Source organism: Streptomyces sp. H27-C3, assembly GCF_030063415.1.
Taxonomy (GTDB): Bacteria; Actinomycetota; Actinomycetes; order Streptomycetales; family Streptomycetaceae; genus Streptomyces.
This window is the reverse complement of sequence record NZ_JASITA010000042.1, coordinates 1-16,446: the sequence shown is the minus strand read 5'-3', so window position 1 is coordinate 16,446 and position 16,446 is coordinate 1. Positions and strand designations below refer to the sequence as shown.

Sequence of the window (16,446 nt, the reverse complement as noted above, 5' to 3'; positions counted from 1 at the left end):
CAGCAGCAGGACCTCAAAGAAGGCATGTCTACCGAGCCGGGGATCTTCTCCCGGCAGTACGCCGCCGCGACCACGACCTTCGCCGTCGTCATGTTCCTCACCGGGTTCGCGGCGTTGGCCGTGGTGCCCATCCTGCCGACCGCCGCACAGGACCTGGGCGGAGTGTCATTGTTCCCGATGGTGGCCGGCTGCTTCGTCGCAGCCAGCCTCCTCGGCGGTGTACTGGGAGGGCATTGGGCGGACCGCTCCGGAGCCCGACGGCCGCTGGCGCTGGGCATGATCCTCGCGGTGTTCACGCTGCTGGTGTCGGCCTCCAGCGTGTCCATCTGGCAACTCGCAGTCGGCCGCTTTGTGGACGGGTTGGCAGCGGGAATGGTCGCGGTGTCAGTGACCACGGCGATCGGTCAGTCGTACCCGGAGTACCTGCGCCCCCGGATGCTCGCCATGATGAGCGCGAGCTGGGTCATCCCCTCCCTGGTCGGCCCACCACTGGCCGGTGTGGTTGCGGAGCTCTGGTCCTGGCGGGTGGTCTTCTACGGCCTCGCAGCGCTGACCGTCCTGCCCGCGCTCGCCCTGGTGGTCGTCCTGCGAGGCAGCACTGCGAAGGATCGGGACGCGATGCCGGCGGATGTCCCGCCAGCGGAGGAACGAGCCGCCCGTCCGCCGCTGCTGGTTGCCGCGCTCCTCAGTCTGGGGGCGGCACTCGGCCAGTACGGCGTATCGAAATGGGATCTTTACCACCTGGTGTTCGTCGCCGTCGGCATCGCGCTCCTGGTCGTCTTCGCGCCTAGGCTGCTACCCCGGGGGACTTGGCGCAGCGCCCGGGGCCTGCCGACCGCAGTACTGCTGCGAGGTCTGACCTCCGGCACCTACTTCACCGTCGAGGCACTGGTGCCATTGATGCTGATCACTGAGCGGGAAGTCGCCGCGGTGGTGGTCGGCGTGGCATTCACCGCGTCCGCGGTGCTCTGGGCAGGTGCCTCCTGGGTGCAGGGCAAGCTGCTTCAGCACGTGGCCCGCCACCGCCTCGTTACCGTCGGCGCCCTGATCATGACCGCGTCCGTCGCCTTCGCAGTGGCGGGAAGCTTCTCCAGCCTGCCGCCGGTCACCGCGGCCGTGGCCATGCCGCTCGCCGCTGTCGGCATGGGACTGCTCGACCCCTGCGTTACCGTCCTGTCCCTCCAGCACAGCGCCCGGCACCGGCAAGGACATACCACCAGCGCGATGCAGACCAACATGAACCTCGGGCAGGTCGTGGTCCTGGCGCTCGCCACCGCAGTCCTCAACGCCTGTCTCGCCATCGGAGCGAGTGGCCTCGACGGATACGCGACGGCCTTCACTCTCCTTCTCGTACCGACCGCTCTTGTTGCCCTCCTAGCTGTCCGCGCTCGCAGCAACTGACACGGCCCTCCTACCGGACCGGGCTACCCCTCCACCACTGCAACACCTCACCCTCAGAAGGGGGACGCTGTGCGCAGCGACCTGGTTGTCATAGGCCTCGGTTACGTAGGTCTGCCCCTCGCTGTCGAAGCTGGCCGTTCCGGCCTGAGCGTCATCGGCCTTGATCGCGCCGCCGAAACCGTGGCGCGACTCAACGACGGCATCTCGCACGTGGACGATATCGACGATGCCGCCGTGGCCACTCTGCGCTCTCAGGGCTTCACCGCCACCACCGACGAACGCGTCATCGCCGAAGCGGACACAGTGGTCATCTGCGTTCCCACGCCGTTGTCCCCTCATGGCGGACCAGACCTGACCATGGTCGAAAGCGCGTGCGCCATGATCAGCAGGCAGCTGCAGCCCGGGACACTGGTCGTGCTCGAATCGACCACCTACCCCGGTACCACCGATGAGGTGGTCCTGCCCATCCTTGAGCAGTCGGGTCTCACCTGCGGCACGGACTTCTATCTGGCGTTCTCACCGGAGCGTGTCGACCCGGGCAACAAGCATTACGGGATCCGCAACACGCCTAAGGTCATCGGCGGTTACTCGCCCACCTGCACCACTGCCGCGGCGGCTTTCTACGGAAAGATCGTCGACAACGTCGTCCAAGCCGCCGGCACCCGTGAGGCCGAGATGTCCAAGCTCATCGAGAACACCTATCGACACGTGAACATCGCCCTGGTCAACGAGATGGCGATCTTCTCCCACGAACTAGGCATCGATCTGTGGGATTCCATCTCCTGCGCCGCGACCAAGCCTTTCGGCTACCAGGCATTCCGCCCAGGGCCCGGTGTGGGCGGTCACTGCATCCCGATCGACCCCAACTACCTCGCGCACAAGGTCCGCACGCTCGGCTACCCCTTCCGGATGGTCGAACTGGCCCAAGAGATCAACACCCGAATGCCTCGCTACGTGGTCGAGCGAGCACAGAACCTCCTCGACAGCAGCGGCACCACCCTCAGCGGAGCGCGAGTCCTGCTTCTCGGCGTCACCTACAAGGCAGACATCGCAGACCAGCGCGAAACCTCCGCACGCGACGTCGCCAGGAGGCTCCGTACCCTGGGCGCCGAAGTCTCCTACCACGACCCGCACGTGCCCGCCTGGGAAGTCGACGGCGCCCCCGTGCCCGCGGTGCCGGACTTGACGAGCGCCCTGGACAGCACAGATCTGGCGATCCTCCTGCAACGGCACAAGGCATTCGACATGGACGAGATCGAGAACCGCGCCCCCCTGCTCCTCGACACCCGAGGCACCGCCCGCCCCCAGCCGCACATCGTCCGCCTGTAACCCCGAAGCCGCGTTCCCTCTCGGCTCAAAGCACCACACCTCTCATTCTCAGGAGCAATGTCATGTGCGGTATAGCAGGGTGGATCGACTTCGCACACCCCGTGGACAGGGGTCTCGCGCAGACCATGACGGACACGATGTCCCGACGCGGTCCCGACGCGGCAGGGCTGTGGATCGACGGCCACGCCGCCCTCGGCCACCGGCGCCTCTCCGTCATCGACCTGGAGGGCGGCTGCCAGCCCATGGTGGCCGACGAGACCGCAGCCCCCCGGGCCGCACTGACCTACAGCGGAGAGACCTACAACTTTCGCGAACTCCGTACCCAACTGGTCTCCCTCGGACACCACTTCAAGACGCGCAGCGACACGGAAGTTGTTCTTCGTGCCTACCTCCAATGGGGGCCCGCTCTCGCCAACCGACTTGAAGGCATATACGCCTTCGCGATCTGGGACACAAGACGGCAGGAACTCATACTCGTCCGCGACCGCATGGGCGTAAAACCCCTGTACTACGCACGAACACCGACGGGAGTGCTCTTCGGTTCCGAGCCGAAAGCAATCCTGGCCCATCCCGAATTCAAGGCCGAGGTGGATGCCGACGGACTGCGGGACATCCTGTCGGTGGCCAAGGTGCCCGGGCACGCGATCTTCCGCGGCATGCGAGAGGTTCCGGCCGGCTGCACCGTGCGCGTGAATCGGACGGGTCTCACCGAGGAGCGCTACTGGCAGTTGGAGGTCGCTGACCACACCGACTCGCTCGACCGGACCATCCACACCGTGCGCGAGCTGCTCGAATCAGTCGTCGAACAGCAGATGGTGTCTGATGTGCCACTGTGCACGCTGCTCTCCGGCGGCCTCGACTCCAGCTCCCTGACAGCACTCGCAGCCCAAATCACGCGCACCAGGGGACTCGGGCAGATACGTTCCTGCTCAGTCAGTGACCCGGACATCGACGGCTCGGCCGGAGCAGAGGCGAACGAGGACCACATCTACGCCCGTCTGCTCGCCGAGCATGTCGACTCCCTCCACAGCGAACTGCCCCTCCGCGCACCCGACCTGCTCGCCCAGGACCTGAGAGCTTCCGTTCTCCGTGCCTACGATCTCCCCATTGCCAAGGGCGACGAGCACGCTTCCCTGCACATGCTGTTCGACATCGTCCGCGGACACTCCACCGTTGCCCTCTCGGGAGAATGCGGCGACGAAGTGTTCGGTGGGTACCGGTGGCAGCGCGACCCCGACGCGGTGTTCTCCACCACCTTTCCCTGGGTGCACGAAGGGCGCCACAACTACCAGGGCAATGACGTTGTCTTCACCCCGGACCTCCTTGCCAAACTCGACCTCGACGCCTACGAACGCGACTGTCACAGTGCCGCAGTTGCCGAGATATCCGCCGACAAGCACCTTGACGACCCCGCCGAAGCCCGCTACAGGGAAGTCACCTACCTCGCACTCACCCGCCACGCCCAGGTCCTCTTCGACCGCAAGGACCGCATGAGCATGGCTTGCGGCCTCGAAGTCAGAGTGCCCTTTGCTGACCACCGCCTGGTGGAGTACACCTTCAACATCCCGTGGGCCATGAAGAGCTTCGACGGACGAGAGAAGAGCTTGCTCCGTGCAGCCATGAAGGACCTCCTGCCGGAGGCAATCGCCCAGCGGGTCAAGACTCCCTACCCGTCCATCCGCGCAGATGCGTATAACCAGACGCTTCGCGAGCGCCTGACAACCGTCATCAATACCGGTTCGAGCCCCCTCTCGGACTACCTGTCTCCAACTCTCACTACGGAAATCCGCCGCCATGGACCCAGCGCATTGGAGAAGGGGATGAGCCGGGCAGCACTCGAGACGACACTTCAGCTCGACGATTGGCTGCGCACGTACGACGTTTCCATCATCCTCTGACCTCCCAGGGGTTGGCAGGTGCGGTCGGCCGGTTGAGTCGGCCTGGAGCGCGGTACCTACGCCCAGTTCGCCCGTGGCGAGAAGCCGCTCTGGGACCTGGAGACTCTCTGGAGCAGGGGCATCCGCGAGAAGACCACGGGCGGCGCCTACGTGGCCCGGGTCCGCGTCGTGGACGACCCGCCGACCGAGGGACAGCGGTACCTGCTCGCGCACGGCGAGAAGAACGCCGCCCTGGGCGAGGACGTCCGCAATATGTGGCGCGCGGACGCCGCGCGGGTCAACCTCCCGGGCGAAGACTTCTGGATCTTCGACTCGCACATCGTCGCCGTGTGCCTCTTCGACGATGATGACGACCTCACGGGCGCCGAACTGATCACGGGGCCGGCGGCCGTCAACCAGTACAACCGACTGCGGGACGTCGCCCGGCACTACGCCGTCCCGTACCAGAAGTTCGCGGCGGGCATGGCCGCGAAGGAGGCGTAAAACAGGGGTGTACCGGTGAGCACGGACTATCAGCAGGCCCGCGAAGCACTCGGGGCGCGGCTGCGGGAACTTCGGCTCTCCGCCCCGGAAGGCCGGCTCACCGGTACCGCCCTGTCCCGCCAGCTCGACTGGCCCAACTCCAAGGTCTCGAAGCTGGAGCTCGGCAGGCAGACGGCCACCCCCGAGGACCTGCACCAGTGGGCCGCGGCGTGCGGCCGGCCCGATGCCTACGAGGAACTGCGGGCCCGCCTGGCGGGCTTTGAGCCGCACATCCGCTCCTGGCGCAGACAACTCGTCGGCGGCCACAAGCCCGTGCAGGACGCCCACAACCAGGCACAGGCCCACTCCAAGGTGCTGCGGGCCTGGGAGTCCTCGTGGGTCGTGGGCATCCTGCAGACCCCCGACTACGCACGCGCCGTACTCACCCGCTCCGCCGAACTCCACAACTCCCCACGCGACATCGAGGAAGCAGTCCGAGCCCGCATACGCCGCCAGGAACTGCTGTACAGCGGGGGCAGGCGCTACCACGTCATCTTGTGGGAACCAGTCCTACGGTCCCTTCTCTGCCCGCCCTCGGTGCTCGCCGCCCAGCTCGACCGCCTGACCGGCATCATCGGCATGGACACCGTCGAACTCGGCATCGTGCCCCTCACCGCGTCCCTGAAGGTCCCGCCCGGCCTGGGCTTCTGGATCTACGACGACCGCCAGGTCGTCACCGAGACCTGGCACGCGGAACTCTGGCTCGACGACGCCGACACCCCTCGCCCTCTACCTGCGGACCTGGAAGACACTCCGGGAATCCGCCGTGTACGGGGCCGACGCCCACAACGTCATCAACGCGGCCAGGCGCGCCCTGAACCCGCGCTGACGACCCATGACTTTGAGCAGATCACCCTCCAGCTGACCGGGCACGCCCGCGCGGTCGCCGCCGACGTTCGGCGCCACGCCGCAGCCCTGCCCAAGAACGACGGCCGCGGCGCCCTGGCCGAAGTCGTCCTCCGCGAAGCCGACGGCCGCCTCGCTGCACCGCTGGAGGGAACGGCCCGCTGCGCCCAGAACCGGGCCCGCCTCGTACGGGCCCTCTACCCGCGGCTGGACCGCCTCACAGAAGCCATCCCCGCCGCCACGTAGTCCGGCGGCCCAACGGCTGCATGCGCCGTTAGTCGGCGGTGTAGTTGAGGAAGTCGGCGACGACGGGTACGCCGCGGCGGCGTCCGAGTTTCTGCCTCAGGTCGTCAAGGGTGCTGGTGCCGCGTGCTGAGATGACGCCGCCCATGCGGGCCACGGCGGTGTCGACGGCGGCATCGAGGGCGAGATGGGCTTCGCCCCGGCCCCGCGCCGCCGGCCACCCGGGAGGCCGCCTTTCACGAAAGGGCCCGCGGCCTGTCCTCGGCAAGCGTCGGCTACCGGATCACCGTGGCGACCACGACCCTCGCCCAGCTGATGACGCACGGTGCGACCGGGCCGGGGTGGCGCATCGCCGGCAGGGGAGTGGGCGAGCACCGTCACGGGATCGGCAGGTTGCCGAAGGCGCGGTGACCAGGTCCGGCCCCGGCCTGCCGGGCGCGGTCTGGAACCGGGCCGGGTCCGTCACATCCTGTCCCCGGCCCAGGGCTTGGGTCGGCGGGGCCGGCAGTGTCAGGTCAGGGACACGCCGCGGCCGCCGAAGAACTCGGCGAACTCGGCCACCGGCAGGCTCGTCGTACGGGCCTGCTCGGTGTGGCCGGACGGGTTGCGGAAGTGGACCGTGTCGCCTTGGCGCCGGTGACGAGTACGAGGTGCCCGCCCTTGCCGGGGGCGGGGTTCTCCGGGCGGCGGATCTCCTTGTGCATGGCCCGGTCTCGCTCACGGTGACCGGATCGTCCACGGCGACCTGCGCGCCGACAACATGGTCCGCGATCAGGACCGCGGGGTGACCTTCGTGGACTGGGCCCACGCCACCACTGGACCCGCCTGCGTCGACGCCGTCTCCCTCGCCCCCAGCTCGTCCTCGCCGGACACACCCCCAAGGACATCACGCGCCTGCTGGACGACCACCCCGCCACCGCGACAGACCCCCTGGCCTCCACCGCGTTCCTCGCCGCCCTCACCGGACACTGGCACCGCAACGCCCGCCAGCCCGCACCCCCCGGCGCCCCCGGCCTCCGCGCCTACCAACACCGCGCCGCCGCCGCAGGAATCGCGCTTCTCGCGCTTCGCATGGACTGACCTGCCGACCACAGGGCAGGGGCGGTAGACGGACACGTGTTGGCTTGATTCAGGTTGTTCCGGAGGGGCGGGGGAGGGATCTTGTGCCGGGCTTAGCTGCGGCAACGCATCCGAGCCGCTGTACTTCTGGGGCTCCTGCAGGGCTGTGAACTCGGCTTATTTTCGTGCACTTTCCTTAGGCATATCTAATCTTTTTGGGGGTACGGCCGTGCGTTCGATTCTTTGGTGGTGAAGGCTGCGTGCTTCCGGCCTCCAGTAGGGCTACCAGGTCTACTTTTCCCTGGGGGGGGAATGACGCGTTCGCGTGCGTACAGTCATGCCCGTTTCCGTGCGAGATACGGTCTGGTGGCCGCTCTTGCGGTGCTGTCCCTGACCGCGACCGCGGTGCCGGCCTTCGCCGATCCGGCTCCTATCGCCGACCTTGCCGAGCCGAAGCCGGTCTCCGCGTGGGGCAAGGGCGGTGCGGCGAAGATGCCGGAGGTGAAGGTCGGTCAGACCGAGCCCGCGGCACCGGTCGCCGAGGGGAAGCTGCCGGAGAAGCGGGCGAAGTGGCGGGCCGCGCAGAAGAAGCGCGCCACCGAGCCGACACCGACCGCCGCCCGTTCGGCCGGCATCGCCGCCGACGCACAGGCGCTGGCCGCCTACGTCCCCGAGGGCCAGGGCGACGTCCCCTGGCACCAGATCGGCGACTTCCGCATCACCGACTCCCTGGTCGCCCGCGTCGACTACTCCACCGGCAACCTGATGCTGGCCGGCACCGACTTCGACGTGGCCGGAGTGGGACAGAGCCTGCAGCTCGCCCGCACCTACAACTCCCTCGACGCCCCCTGGGGCTGGCTGTGTCACTTTCTATGGATGTCGTTTCGATGCGCTTCCGGGAGTCACTTCGCGTTGATCGGCAAGATCGATGTCAGTGAGTTTTGATGTCACTGAGCCGCTTTGGGATCGCGCGTGTTCGTCGCCAGCGAAGGCCCGCGTAGGCCATGGCGGTGTGTGCCAGGGTGCGGTCATGACTACGACACCGGATGGACGCCCTATCCCACCCGCGCATGCTGATGAGCGCGCCATGCTGGAAGCGTGGCTCGACTTTCACCGTGCCACTCTCGTCATGAAGTGCTCGGGCCTCAAAGATGATCAATTACGGCTGGCCTCGGCTGCGCCGTCGTCGATGACGCTGCTGGGCCTCGTCCAGCACATGGCCGTAGTAGAGCGCAACTGGTTCCAGCGCGTGTTCGCAGGCCAGGACACGCCCGCAGTCTTCGAGGAAAGCAACGTCGACGGCTTTGCACTTGAGGAGGACCGAGGACTCGACGAGGCCATGGCGGTCTGGCAGGCGGAGGTCGCTCGGGGGCGTGAGCTCATCGCAGCCGCATCACTGCACGACTCCGGTCATCTGTCCGAGCAGGAAGCCAGCCAGGTAGGTGATGGAGGGGTCTCGCTGCGCTGGATCATCGTTCACATGATCGAGGAGTACGCACGTCACAATGGCCATGCCGACCTGATCCGAGAGCGCATCGACGGAGTCGCCGGGGCCTGAGATACGGATGGGCGGTTGGAACGACCGCGTAAGCGGCCGTTCCAACCGCGTTCAGCCGGCGGCAGCTCGTTCGGCCTGGGCTTTGGTGTGGGCGAGGCGGTAAGACTCGGTGCCGGTCTCGATAATCGCGCCGTTGAAGGTCAGCCGGTCGACGATGGCCGCGCAGAGCCGTGGATCCGTGAACGTCTTCGTCCAGCCCGAAAACGACTCGTTGGAGGCGATGGCCACGCTGTTCTTCTCCTCACGTTCGGTCAGAACCTGGAAGAGCAACTCGGCTGCACGCCGGTCGAGTTCCATGTAGCCGAGCTCATCGATGCATAAAAGATCGACACGGCCGTAGCGGGCGATCGTCTTCGACAGCTGCTTCTCGTCCGCTGCTTCGACCAGCTCGTTCACGAGTTTGGTGGCCAGCACATAGCGGACCCGGAAGCCGTTCATCGCGGCCTCGGTGCCCAGCGCGATCAGCAGATGCGATTTGCCGGTGCCGGAGTCGCCGATCAGGCAGAGTGGCTCGCTCTTCTTGACCCAGTCGCAGGTGGCGAGCGTGTTGACGGTGGCTGGGTCAACGTTCGGATTGGCCTCGAAATCGAAAGCACGAAGGCTCTTTTCCCGGGGGAAAGCGGCAGCCTTGATCCGACGTTCGGAGCGGCGACGGGCCCGGTCGTCGCATTCGGTCATCAGCAGTTCGGCGAGGAAGGCCCGATAGGACATCTGGTCTCGGGCGGCGCCGTCCGAGAGTTCGGGAAACTGCTGACGGATGGACGGCAGCCTGAGCATGCGGCATGCCTGGTCGATCGAGGCGGTGGCGGCTTCTTCGGTCAGTCCGCGCTTGCGTGGGCTCATGATCCCTCTTTCTCACTTTCGGCGGGTCGGCTGTTGCGGTGCAGGAGCTGGTCGTATTGGGCCACCGATGGCAGTGGCCGGTCGTCGGGCGGAAGATGAGACAGTCTCCAGTCGGACAGGAGCGTGACCGTCGCCTGCGGGCCGTCGGAAGGCCGTGCGGGCCGGGTCAGGGCAGGCAGCTCGCCCAGGTCGCCGTCGGCGGCCTTGCGGGTGTGACTTTCATGGCTTGATGGCGCGAAATCTTCGACGATAGATGGCGTCATCGTGATGGTGCGGCGGCGGGGTGTGACTGAGCGGCCGATCTGGCCCTTTAGCGCTTGAGTTGGCCCGGCTGAGCGTGGTGGTTGGCCCGCAGGGTGTCAGTGGCAAAGCGTCAGACTTGGCTGTCCCAGGTCAGCCAAGCTGCAGGAAGGAGGACCGTCGCGGCAGGGGGAGCGCCGATGGCGGCAAGAAGCCCCTGAGGGGGTGGACCCGCGGTCGCGCGGAAGTCCACTGTGCCGCCGGTGAACGTCGCGTCGCCGAAGTACATCGTGCCGCCGGAGAACCTCGCGTCGCCGAAGTACACCGTGCCGCCGGAGAACCTCGCGCGGTCGAAGTCCACGGTGCCGCCGGAGAACCAAGCGTCGCGGAAGTCCACCGTGCCGCCGGAGAACTTTGCGCGGTCGAAGGCCACCGTGCCGCCGGTGAACGTCGCGTCGCGGAAGTCCACCGTGCCGCCGGTGAACCAAGCGTCGCGGAAGTCCACCGTGCCGCCGGAAAACCTCGCGTCGCCGAAGTACACCGTGCCGCCGGTGAACGTCGCGCCGCGGAAGTCCACCGTGCCGCCGGAGAGGCTCGCGCCGCCGAAGTCCACCTCGCCGCCGGTGAACGTCGCGCCGCGGAAGTCCACCGTGCCGCCGGAGAACCTCGCGCCGCAAAAGTCCATATCAGCGTCGATGATGACCCCGGTGAGATCGAGGTTGCAGCCTTGCCAGGAGCGGTGAAGGCCCTCGGCGATGCGGTAGTGGTCTCCGACAAGGCGCAAGATCGTGTGCTGGATCTCGCGCAGTGCGCGGTACCGGTCCTTCTTGTCCTGGTGGGCTTCGCGGCGTTCGTCGGTGGGTGAAGTGCCGTCGGGCATGTCGCCGGGGTCGGGAGCGAAGGGCAATCGGAGATAGGCGCACAGGACGTCGATGCAAGTCTGGCGCAGGTCTTGTGTGGGTGCGTCGTCTGCAAGGCCGGCCAGGGCGTGGACGCCACCGAGCCGGACTGCGGGTGAGTCGGATCCGAGTTTGTCGACGGCTTGGGAGAAACGCTCGGCGTGCAGGCGGGTGGCTTCGCGATGGGCGCCGGCCTCATCGACGCGCTGGCGGCGGTAGGCGACGACCAAGGCGACGACCAAGGCGACGAGCGCACCGGCCCCGGCGACCACCCCGAAGGAGAGCTTCACCAGGTCGAAGAGCGTGTCGGCGTCGAGCTTGGCGGTGCTGTCGACCTCCTCGAAGTCCAGCAGCACTACCAGCCCGTAGAAGATGCCGCCCGCGACCAGGACTGCGGCAGCGAAAGCCAGGGCCAGCACCCGGCCGACCTTCCACAGCCGTAACTCGCGATCATTCGGGGCGGACTGCGGCCTTCGGTTGGCTGTCATGACTATGAGGACAAGCTGCCGAAGCCAGCGGTTGCAGCCGCCTCGTTGAGCCTGCGATTGACGACCGATTCCTACAGTTGCTCCGGCAGCACGCTCCTCGATGACAGCGACGCTGCCGCGCCCCAGTCAGGACTGAGCTCGCACGGGCCAACCACCACGCTCAGCCGGGCCAATTCAAGCGCTAAAGGGCCAGATCGGCCGCTCAGTCACAAAGGCTCGGTAGGGGGCCGCCCGTTCATCGCTCACGTACGCGTCTGGCGGGGCGGGACCCGTCCCGGGCACCGGGGCCGCGCCCCTTCACCGATCTTGCTCATCTACCGGTCGTTACATGGGCAAGATCGGCTAGCGGGCCAATCGGTGGACTGCGTGCGTCCTGCGGGTAAGCGGCCGGGGCCAAGACGCGCGCGGTGGTGAGGAAGTCCCGCCGCCCTTCGAACAGGTCCGCGTTCAAGGACGCCACCGGGCGGCAGAACCGAGAACCGCTGGGGCCGCGCGTGCGTGGTTGAGGGTGTGGGTGCGCAGCAGCGGGGATCGACGTCGACGAGGTCCGGGGGACGCATGACGAGTGACGCTCAGCACAGCGGCGAAAGACCGTCCTGGCTCGACGGAGACACCTACTTTGCGCCCCCGCTCGCACCTGAGACCGAGGCCCGGGTGCGCGCCGCGCTCCGCCAGGACCAGGAGGGCGCGGAACCGTTCGACCGGGACGCCAGCCGGTGCGCGCAGCTGGTTGCGGAACTCGCCCCGGCCGAGCGGCGCGCGCTCGCGCGCATCCTGCATTGCGCGCCAGGACTCGGACCCGTTGAGCGACTGCTGTGGGAGCCCTTGTTCATCCACGCGTGCGCGTGGGAGCCCGAGGACGTCGACCGTCTCTTCTCCCGTGCCCTGTGCGCGGATGTACCCGATGCGGGGGAGCACTGGGCCCCCCTTCGTCTGCCCCTGGCAGCCGCCCGCGAGCTGACCGCGGACGGGGTGCGGTCCCTGCACAGCAAGCTGTGCTGGGCCCTGAGCGCGGCGACCGAGCGAACGGGGTACGACGCGGCCCTCGTCGGGCAGGCCGCGGTCTTGCTGGCCGGTGCGGACGGTCCGCGCCAGGTGGCCACGGCGGACCGGTTGCTCTCCCCGCTGCTGCCCTACGCGCGCTACGCCCGCGCCATGCTGTCCCTGGGCATGTTCGGCGACGGCGTGGTGGACCTGATCGAACACTGCGCGGCCGTCGGGAACGTGCGTCCGTCGGCTCAGTGGTTACGGCGCGCGGCCAAGCTGATCCGCCCGATCTACGCCGTGGACAAGGTGCTCAACGCCCTGCTGGCCCCGCCTGTGGACGCCACTACCAGGGGCTACTGGTGCCCGGGACCAGCCCCGCTGGACGACACCGGTGCCCGCATCGCGATGGGCGCGGCGTGGATGGCCTGCATAGCGGGCGAGCCCCGGCCGATCCGGCTGCTGGGCGCCATCGTCCGCCGACTCGGCGGCGCCCTGCCCTCTCTCGCGTCGAACGGGACGTCGGACCTCGGGTCCCTCGCCGCCGAGCCCGATCTGGTCCGGGCCGCCTACGCCGCGCTCTCGGCCCTCGCCGCCGGCGACGGCACCCTCCCGCCCCGATCCCCTGCCCCCTGCCAGGAGCAGGACCGGCAGCGGGTCCTGGGTTTCGCCCGCAGTGCCCTCGCGGCGATCCGAGCCAGCCGGTCCGGCGGCCTTGCCCCCGTGTCGGACGCTGAGTTCACCGCCGTATTCACGGTGCTGCCGCACGGACAGGCCGCAGTGGAGTTCCGTGACGCCGACGGCTGTGCCCCACGGGACCGGGCAGAGATCGAGCAGGCGGTCCGCACACGTCAACCGGAGCGCTACGCCGCGCTCCACCGTCATCGCGCGGACCTCGGTGCCTGGATCGACGAAGAGCGCGCCGAGCTCCTGTACCTGTGGAAGGATTGGGCTTCGATGACGTTGCCCCAGTGGCGCGAGCGCTGGTTCGACGATCCGGTCGCCGGTCCGATGTGCCGCAACCTGGTCTGGGAAGTGGAGTACGAACAGCGCCCGCGAGGCCTGCTGGTCCGCGACCCGGCGTCGGACAGCTACTGCCTGCACGACATCGACGGCCGACAGACGCAACTCGGCACGAACCAGAGCACCTACCTGCGCATGTGGCCGGTCTGGTCCGAGGACTCGGCCGTCGTCGACGCCTACCGACGGCTGCTGACGGACCGGGCCGTACGCCAGCCCATCGACCAGCTCGACACCCGACACTGACTGAGCGACTCTGCCGGGGATCTTGGATCCCATGGTCATTTTCCTTGGCGCCACCACAGCGGCCGGCTCAGCCCGCGGCGCCCGCGGCCCGCAGGTAGCTGTACACGGTTTCGCGGCTGATGCCGAACTCCGCGGCCAGTGCGGACTTGCGCTCGCCGGCGGCGGCCCGCTCACACAGCTCGCGGGCCTGGTCGGGGTCGAGCGCGGGCTTTCGGCAATACCTCGCGCGATGGTGGCAGTGCTGGTGCCAGAGGCGGTTGCGACCCGGACGATCCCGCCATGGCCGAGGGCCGTCGCCTCACTGGCCAGGTACAACCGGCGGCGACGCTCATCGAAGTGCGGCAGGATCTGATCGAACTTAGTTCGCAGAGCGCGGGTGGCAGCGCGGCCTGACAGACACGGAGTCATATCTCAGCCTCCCACCAAACAAGGACAACACCGGGCACGCATCAGCCACTACAAACGACGAGGCCACAACCCCTGACCTGAACCACCGTCACGCCAAACACGGTTGCAGTACTAGGCAACTGCGTCGAGGGTGATTTCGGCGGCGCGGGCGATGAGGGCGTCGTCGCGTTCGGCGTCCTTGGTGTCGCGGCGGGAGAGGATGGCGAGGGCAATGGGCGCGGCGCCGGGTGGCCAGACGATGGCGATGTCGTTGCGGGTGCCATAGCCGCCCGTGCCGGTCTTGTCTCCGACCTGCCAGCCGTCCGGGGCGCCGGCGCGGATGGTGTGGTCGCCGGTGGTGTTGCGCTTGAGCCAGTCGGTCAGCACGGCGCGCTTGTCCGCGGGGAGCGTGCTGCCGAGCACGTACGCGCGCAGATCGGTGGCGAGGGCGCGGGGTGTGCTGGTGTCGCGGAGGTCACCGGGGACCGCGTCACTGAGCGCGACTTCGTAGCGGTCACAGCGGGTGACGTTGTCACCAAGCGCGCGCAGGGCGTCCTGCAGGCCCCGGGGGCCGCCGAGTTCGCGGAAAAGGAGGTTGGCCGCGGCGTTGTCGCTGTAGCGGACGGCGGCGTCGCACAGTTCACGCAAGGTCAGTCCAGTGGCGACGTGCCGCTCGGCGATAGGCGAGTTGCTGATGAGATCGTCGCGGCTGTAGCGCACGAGCCGGTCGATCTGCCGGAGGGAGTTCTTGTCCAGCACGGCGGCGGCGAGCAGTGCCTTGCAGGTGGAGGCGTAGGCGAAGCGTTCGTCGGGCCGGTGGGTGACGGTCCGGCCGCTGCTGGTGTCGAGCGCGTAGATCCCCAGCCTGGCGTCGAACTTCCGCTCCAGTTCGCCGAACGCCCGCTCCGTGCGGGGATCGGCAGGCGCCGATGGGGAGGTCTTGGAGGCGGTTGGGGTGGGACCGGATGTAGTCGGGGAGGCGGCATCCGGGGTGGCGGTGCATCCGGAGAGCGGCAGGGCCGCGATCCCAGCCAGCGTGGCGAGTGCGGCACGACGGGAGACAGGGGGGCGGGTGTGCATGATGTGTGGGCTTTCCCTTCTGGAGTGGTTGTTCGGACCCGGCCGAGGGCGTTGTCAACTTGTTGGAGCCTGCGGTGGTGTGGTCTGGATGGGGACGTGTCTGCCCCGGGTCGGGGCCTGATTCAGGCGACCGCGGGCAGGCCGGTGCTGGTGGTGGCCTGCCTCCAGGTGGTGAAGCGGGTGGTCATCTCACGGCGGTGGTCGGGGGCGGTGAGGAGATGTCGATGGGGTCTGAAGTATGGGGAGATCCGGCTGAAGGCGGCCAGGAAACGCTGGGCTGATCCGACGGAGCGGAAGCCCTTCATGGCGCGTTCGCGTTGCCGGGTGGGCTGGTGCGAGTTTTCCGCCCGGCTGTTCAATCCCTTGTACGCGCGGTGCTCGACCGACGGCAGCACCTCCCGCAGCGCGGCCCTGTAACTGCGGAGCTTGCCGGTGACCACCACCCGGGGCATCGACCCGGTCCCCTTCATCAGTTGTCTGAAGAAACGCCTGGCCGCAGCGGTATCCCGGCGGTGGGTCACGAGGATGTCCAGGACGTTGCCGTCGGCGTCGACAGCTCGCCACAGGTACTTCAGCTCACCGTTGATCTTGAGGAACACCTCGTCCAGATGCCACTTGCCGCCCGGCCGCGGCCGACGTCGGCGCAGGGTGGCCGCGTAGGCGCGGCCGAACTTCCGCGCCCACTGACGGACCGTCTCATAGGTGACGACGATGCCACGCTCCAGCATCATCTCCTCCACCTCACGGAAACTGAGCGGGAAGCGGTGGTACAGCCACACACAGTGCGCGATGACCTCCGGCGGATACCGGAAACCCCTGTACGAGGTCTCCATGAGCGGCCCTTCCGACGGCGACGACCAACCCGACGATCATGCCAATCAGACCGCCTTCAGCCAAGTTGACAACGCCGCCACGCCTCCTACGAGCCCTTCACCCGCCCACTCGACCTCCTGGGCATCGCCTGACCAGCTCACCTATCAAGATCGCGCGACTTTGCAACGCCCCTGGGCTGCCACCCACTCACGCGCAATCAAGCACCTGAGTAGTTACCGTCTGATCTTGGTCGGATCATCGTCACTCCGTTTCGGATCTGTCAAATGGATCCGATGACTTTGCCGAAATTTCGACCAAGGATTCTTCCAAATCCCGGGCGCATCAACTTCTGTCGCTCGCGGTCCACTTTCTCTGTCTTACACGGAGCCCGAGCGGGTGGAAGGCTGGAATGTCTTCGCCGTTCGTCCGCGGCCTTTCAAGAGGTCCAGCGATCCAGCGCTTCCCTGGTGGCTGGACCGTACGTTCCTGGAGTGTCGGCCGCGACCTGGTCCGCCACCGCCGCCCAACTCTGGAATTTCCGCACGGACTTCTCCGTGTCGGAGTCGAAGTCGCCGTAGCGGTGGCCGTGG

15 protein-coding genes and 3 pseudogenes are annotated in these 16,446 nt (G+C 67.7%); 10 read left to right on the top strand and 8 right to left on the bottom strand.

Annotation, left to right across the window (positions count from 1 at the left end):
• Positions 1-24: 24 nt before the first annotated feature.
• The 6 genes and pseudogenes from QMK30_RS31150 (at position 25) to QMK30_RS31125 (ending at position 6,650) form a co-directional block, all read left to right on the top strand.
• On the top strand, positions 25-1,401 hold the full coding sequence (locus tag QMK30_RS31150) for an MFS transporter (protein WP_283521733.1): 1,377 nt from the start codon (positions 25-27) through the stop codon (positions 1,399-1,401).
• A 69-nt stretch (positions 1,402-1,470) separates the two neighbouring features.
• Positions 1,471-2,730, top strand: coding sequence for a nucleotide sugar dehydrogenase (locus tag QMK30_RS31145; protein WP_283521683.1), 1,260 nt, complete (start codon positions 1,471-1,473; stop codon positions 2,728-2,730).
• 62 nt (positions 2,731-2,792) lie between these two features.
• On the top strand, positions 2,793-4,628 hold the full coding sequence (gene asnB, locus QMK30_RS31140) for an asparagine synthase (glutamine-hydrolyzing) (RefSeq protein ID WP_283521682.1): 1,836 nt from the start codon (positions 2,793-2,795) through the stop codon (positions 4,626-4,628).
• Between the two features lie 42 nt (positions 4,629-4,670).
• Entirely contained in the window at positions 4,671-5,111 is a 441-nt protein-coding gene (locus QMK30_RS31135) for a DUF6879 family protein (RefSeq protein ID WP_349362130.1), read from the top strand.
• Positions 5,112-5,126: 15 nt separating this feature from the next.
• Positions 5,127-5,979, top strand: a pseudogene (locus tag QMK30_RS31130) (helix-turn-helix domain-containing protein).
• A 548-nt stretch (positions 5,980-6,527) separates the two neighbouring features.
• Positions 6,528-6,650: a hypothetical protein gene (locus tag QMK30_RS31125; RefSeq protein ID WP_283521680.1), complete on the top strand. Its 123-nt coding sequence runs from the start codon at positions 6,528-6,530 to the stop codon at positions 6,648-6,650.
• Positions 6,651-6,749: 99 nt separating this feature from the next.
• On the opposite strand, the pseudogene QMK30_RS31120 reads toward QMK30_RS31125, so the two are convergent.
• Positions 6,750-6,946, bottom strand: a pseudogene (locus QMK30_RS31120) (peptidase); the annotation flags it as partial.
• 53 nt (positions 6,947-6,999) lie between these two features.
• Here QMK30_RS31120 and QMK30_RS31115 point away from each other — a divergent pair.
• The 3 genes from QMK30_RS31115 (at position 7,000) to QMK30_RS31105 (ending at position 8,856) form a co-directional block, all read left to right on the top strand.
• Positions 7,000-7,347, top strand: coding sequence for a hypothetical protein (locus QMK30_RS31115; RefSeq protein WP_283521679.1), 348 nt, complete (start codon positions 7,000-7,002; stop codon positions 7,345-7,347).
• Between the two features lie 317 nt (positions 7,348-7,664).
• Positions 7,665-8,243 (top strand): DUF6531 domain-containing protein, encoded by a 579-nt coding sequence (locus QMK30_RS38550; RefSeq protein WP_349362125.1) that lies wholly within the window; start codon positions 7,665-7,667, stop codon positions 8,241-8,243.
• 85 nt (positions 8,244-8,328) lie between these two features.
• The gene (locus QMK30_RS31105) at positions 8,329-8,856 is read left to right on the top strand and encodes a DinB family protein (protein ID WP_283521678.1); all 528 of its coding nucleotides are present in this window, start codon (positions 8,329-8,331) and stop codon (positions 8,854-8,856) included.
• Positions 8,857-8,907: 51 nt separating this feature from the next.
• Here QMK30_RS31105 and istB read toward each other — a convergent pair whose 3' ends face one another.
• The 3 genes from istB to QMK30_RS31090 all read right to left on the bottom strand — a co-directional run bounded on the left by istB (position 8,908) and on the right by QMK30_RS31090 (position 11,326).
• Positions 8,908-9,702, bottom strand: a complete 795-nt coding sequence (istB, locus tag QMK30_RS31100; protein ID WP_283521732.1) for an IS21-like element helper ATPase IstB — start codon at positions 9,700-9,702, stop codon at positions 8,908-8,910.
• On the bottom strand, positions 9,696-9,962 hold the full coding sequence (locus QMK30_RS31095; protein ID WP_283521677.1) for a hypothetical protein: 267 nt from the start codon (positions 9,960-9,962) through the stop codon (positions 9,696-9,698). Before QMK30_RS31095 ends, istB begins: the two co-directional genes overlap by 7 nt.
• A gap of 110 nt (positions 9,963-10,072) precedes the next feature.
• The gene (locus QMK30_RS31090) at positions 10,073-11,326 is read right to left on the bottom strand and encodes a pentapeptide repeat-containing protein (RefSeq protein ID WP_283521676.1); all 1,254 of its coding nucleotides are present in this window, start codon (positions 11,324-11,326) and stop codon (positions 10,073-10,075) included.
• A gap of 558 nt (positions 11,327-11,884) precedes the next feature.
• On the opposite strand from QMK30_RS31090, the gene QMK30_RS31085 reads away from it, so the two are divergent.
• Positions 11,885-13,576, top strand: coding sequence for a DUF4132 domain-containing protein (locus tag QMK30_RS31085; protein WP_283521675.1), 1,692 nt, complete (start codon positions 11,885-11,887; stop codon positions 13,574-13,576).
• 67 nt (positions 13,577-13,643) lie between these two features.
• Here QMK30_RS31085 and QMK30_RS31080 read toward each other — a convergent pair whose 3' ends face one another.
• The 4 genes and pseudogenes from QMK30_RS31080 to QMK30_RS31065 form a co-directional block, all read right to left on the bottom strand.
• Positions 13,644-13,754, bottom strand: coding sequence for a helix-turn-helix domain-containing protein (locus QMK30_RS31080; protein WP_502963261.1), 111 nt, complete (start codon positions 13,752-13,754; stop codon positions 13,644-13,646).
• Positions 13,733-13,984, bottom strand: a pseudogene (locus tag QMK30_RS31075) (hypothetical protein); the annotation flags it as partial. The gene QMK30_RS31080 and the pseudogene QMK30_RS31075, both read right to left, overlap by 22 nt.
• 111 nt (positions 13,985-14,095) lie before the next feature.
• The gene (gene bla / locus QMK30_RS31070; RefSeq protein WP_283521674.1) at positions 14,096-15,043 is read right to left on the bottom strand and encodes a class A beta-lactamase; all 948 of its coding nucleotides are present in this window, start codon (positions 15,041-15,043) and stop codon (positions 14,096-14,098) included.
• A 122-nt stretch (positions 15,044-15,165) separates the two neighbouring features.
• Positions 15,166-15,876, bottom strand: coding sequence for an IS6 family transposase (locus tag QMK30_RS31065; RefSeq protein WP_283521673.1), 711 nt, complete (start codon positions 15,874-15,876; stop codon positions 15,166-15,168).
• Positions 15,877-16,446 lie beyond the last annotated feature (570 nt).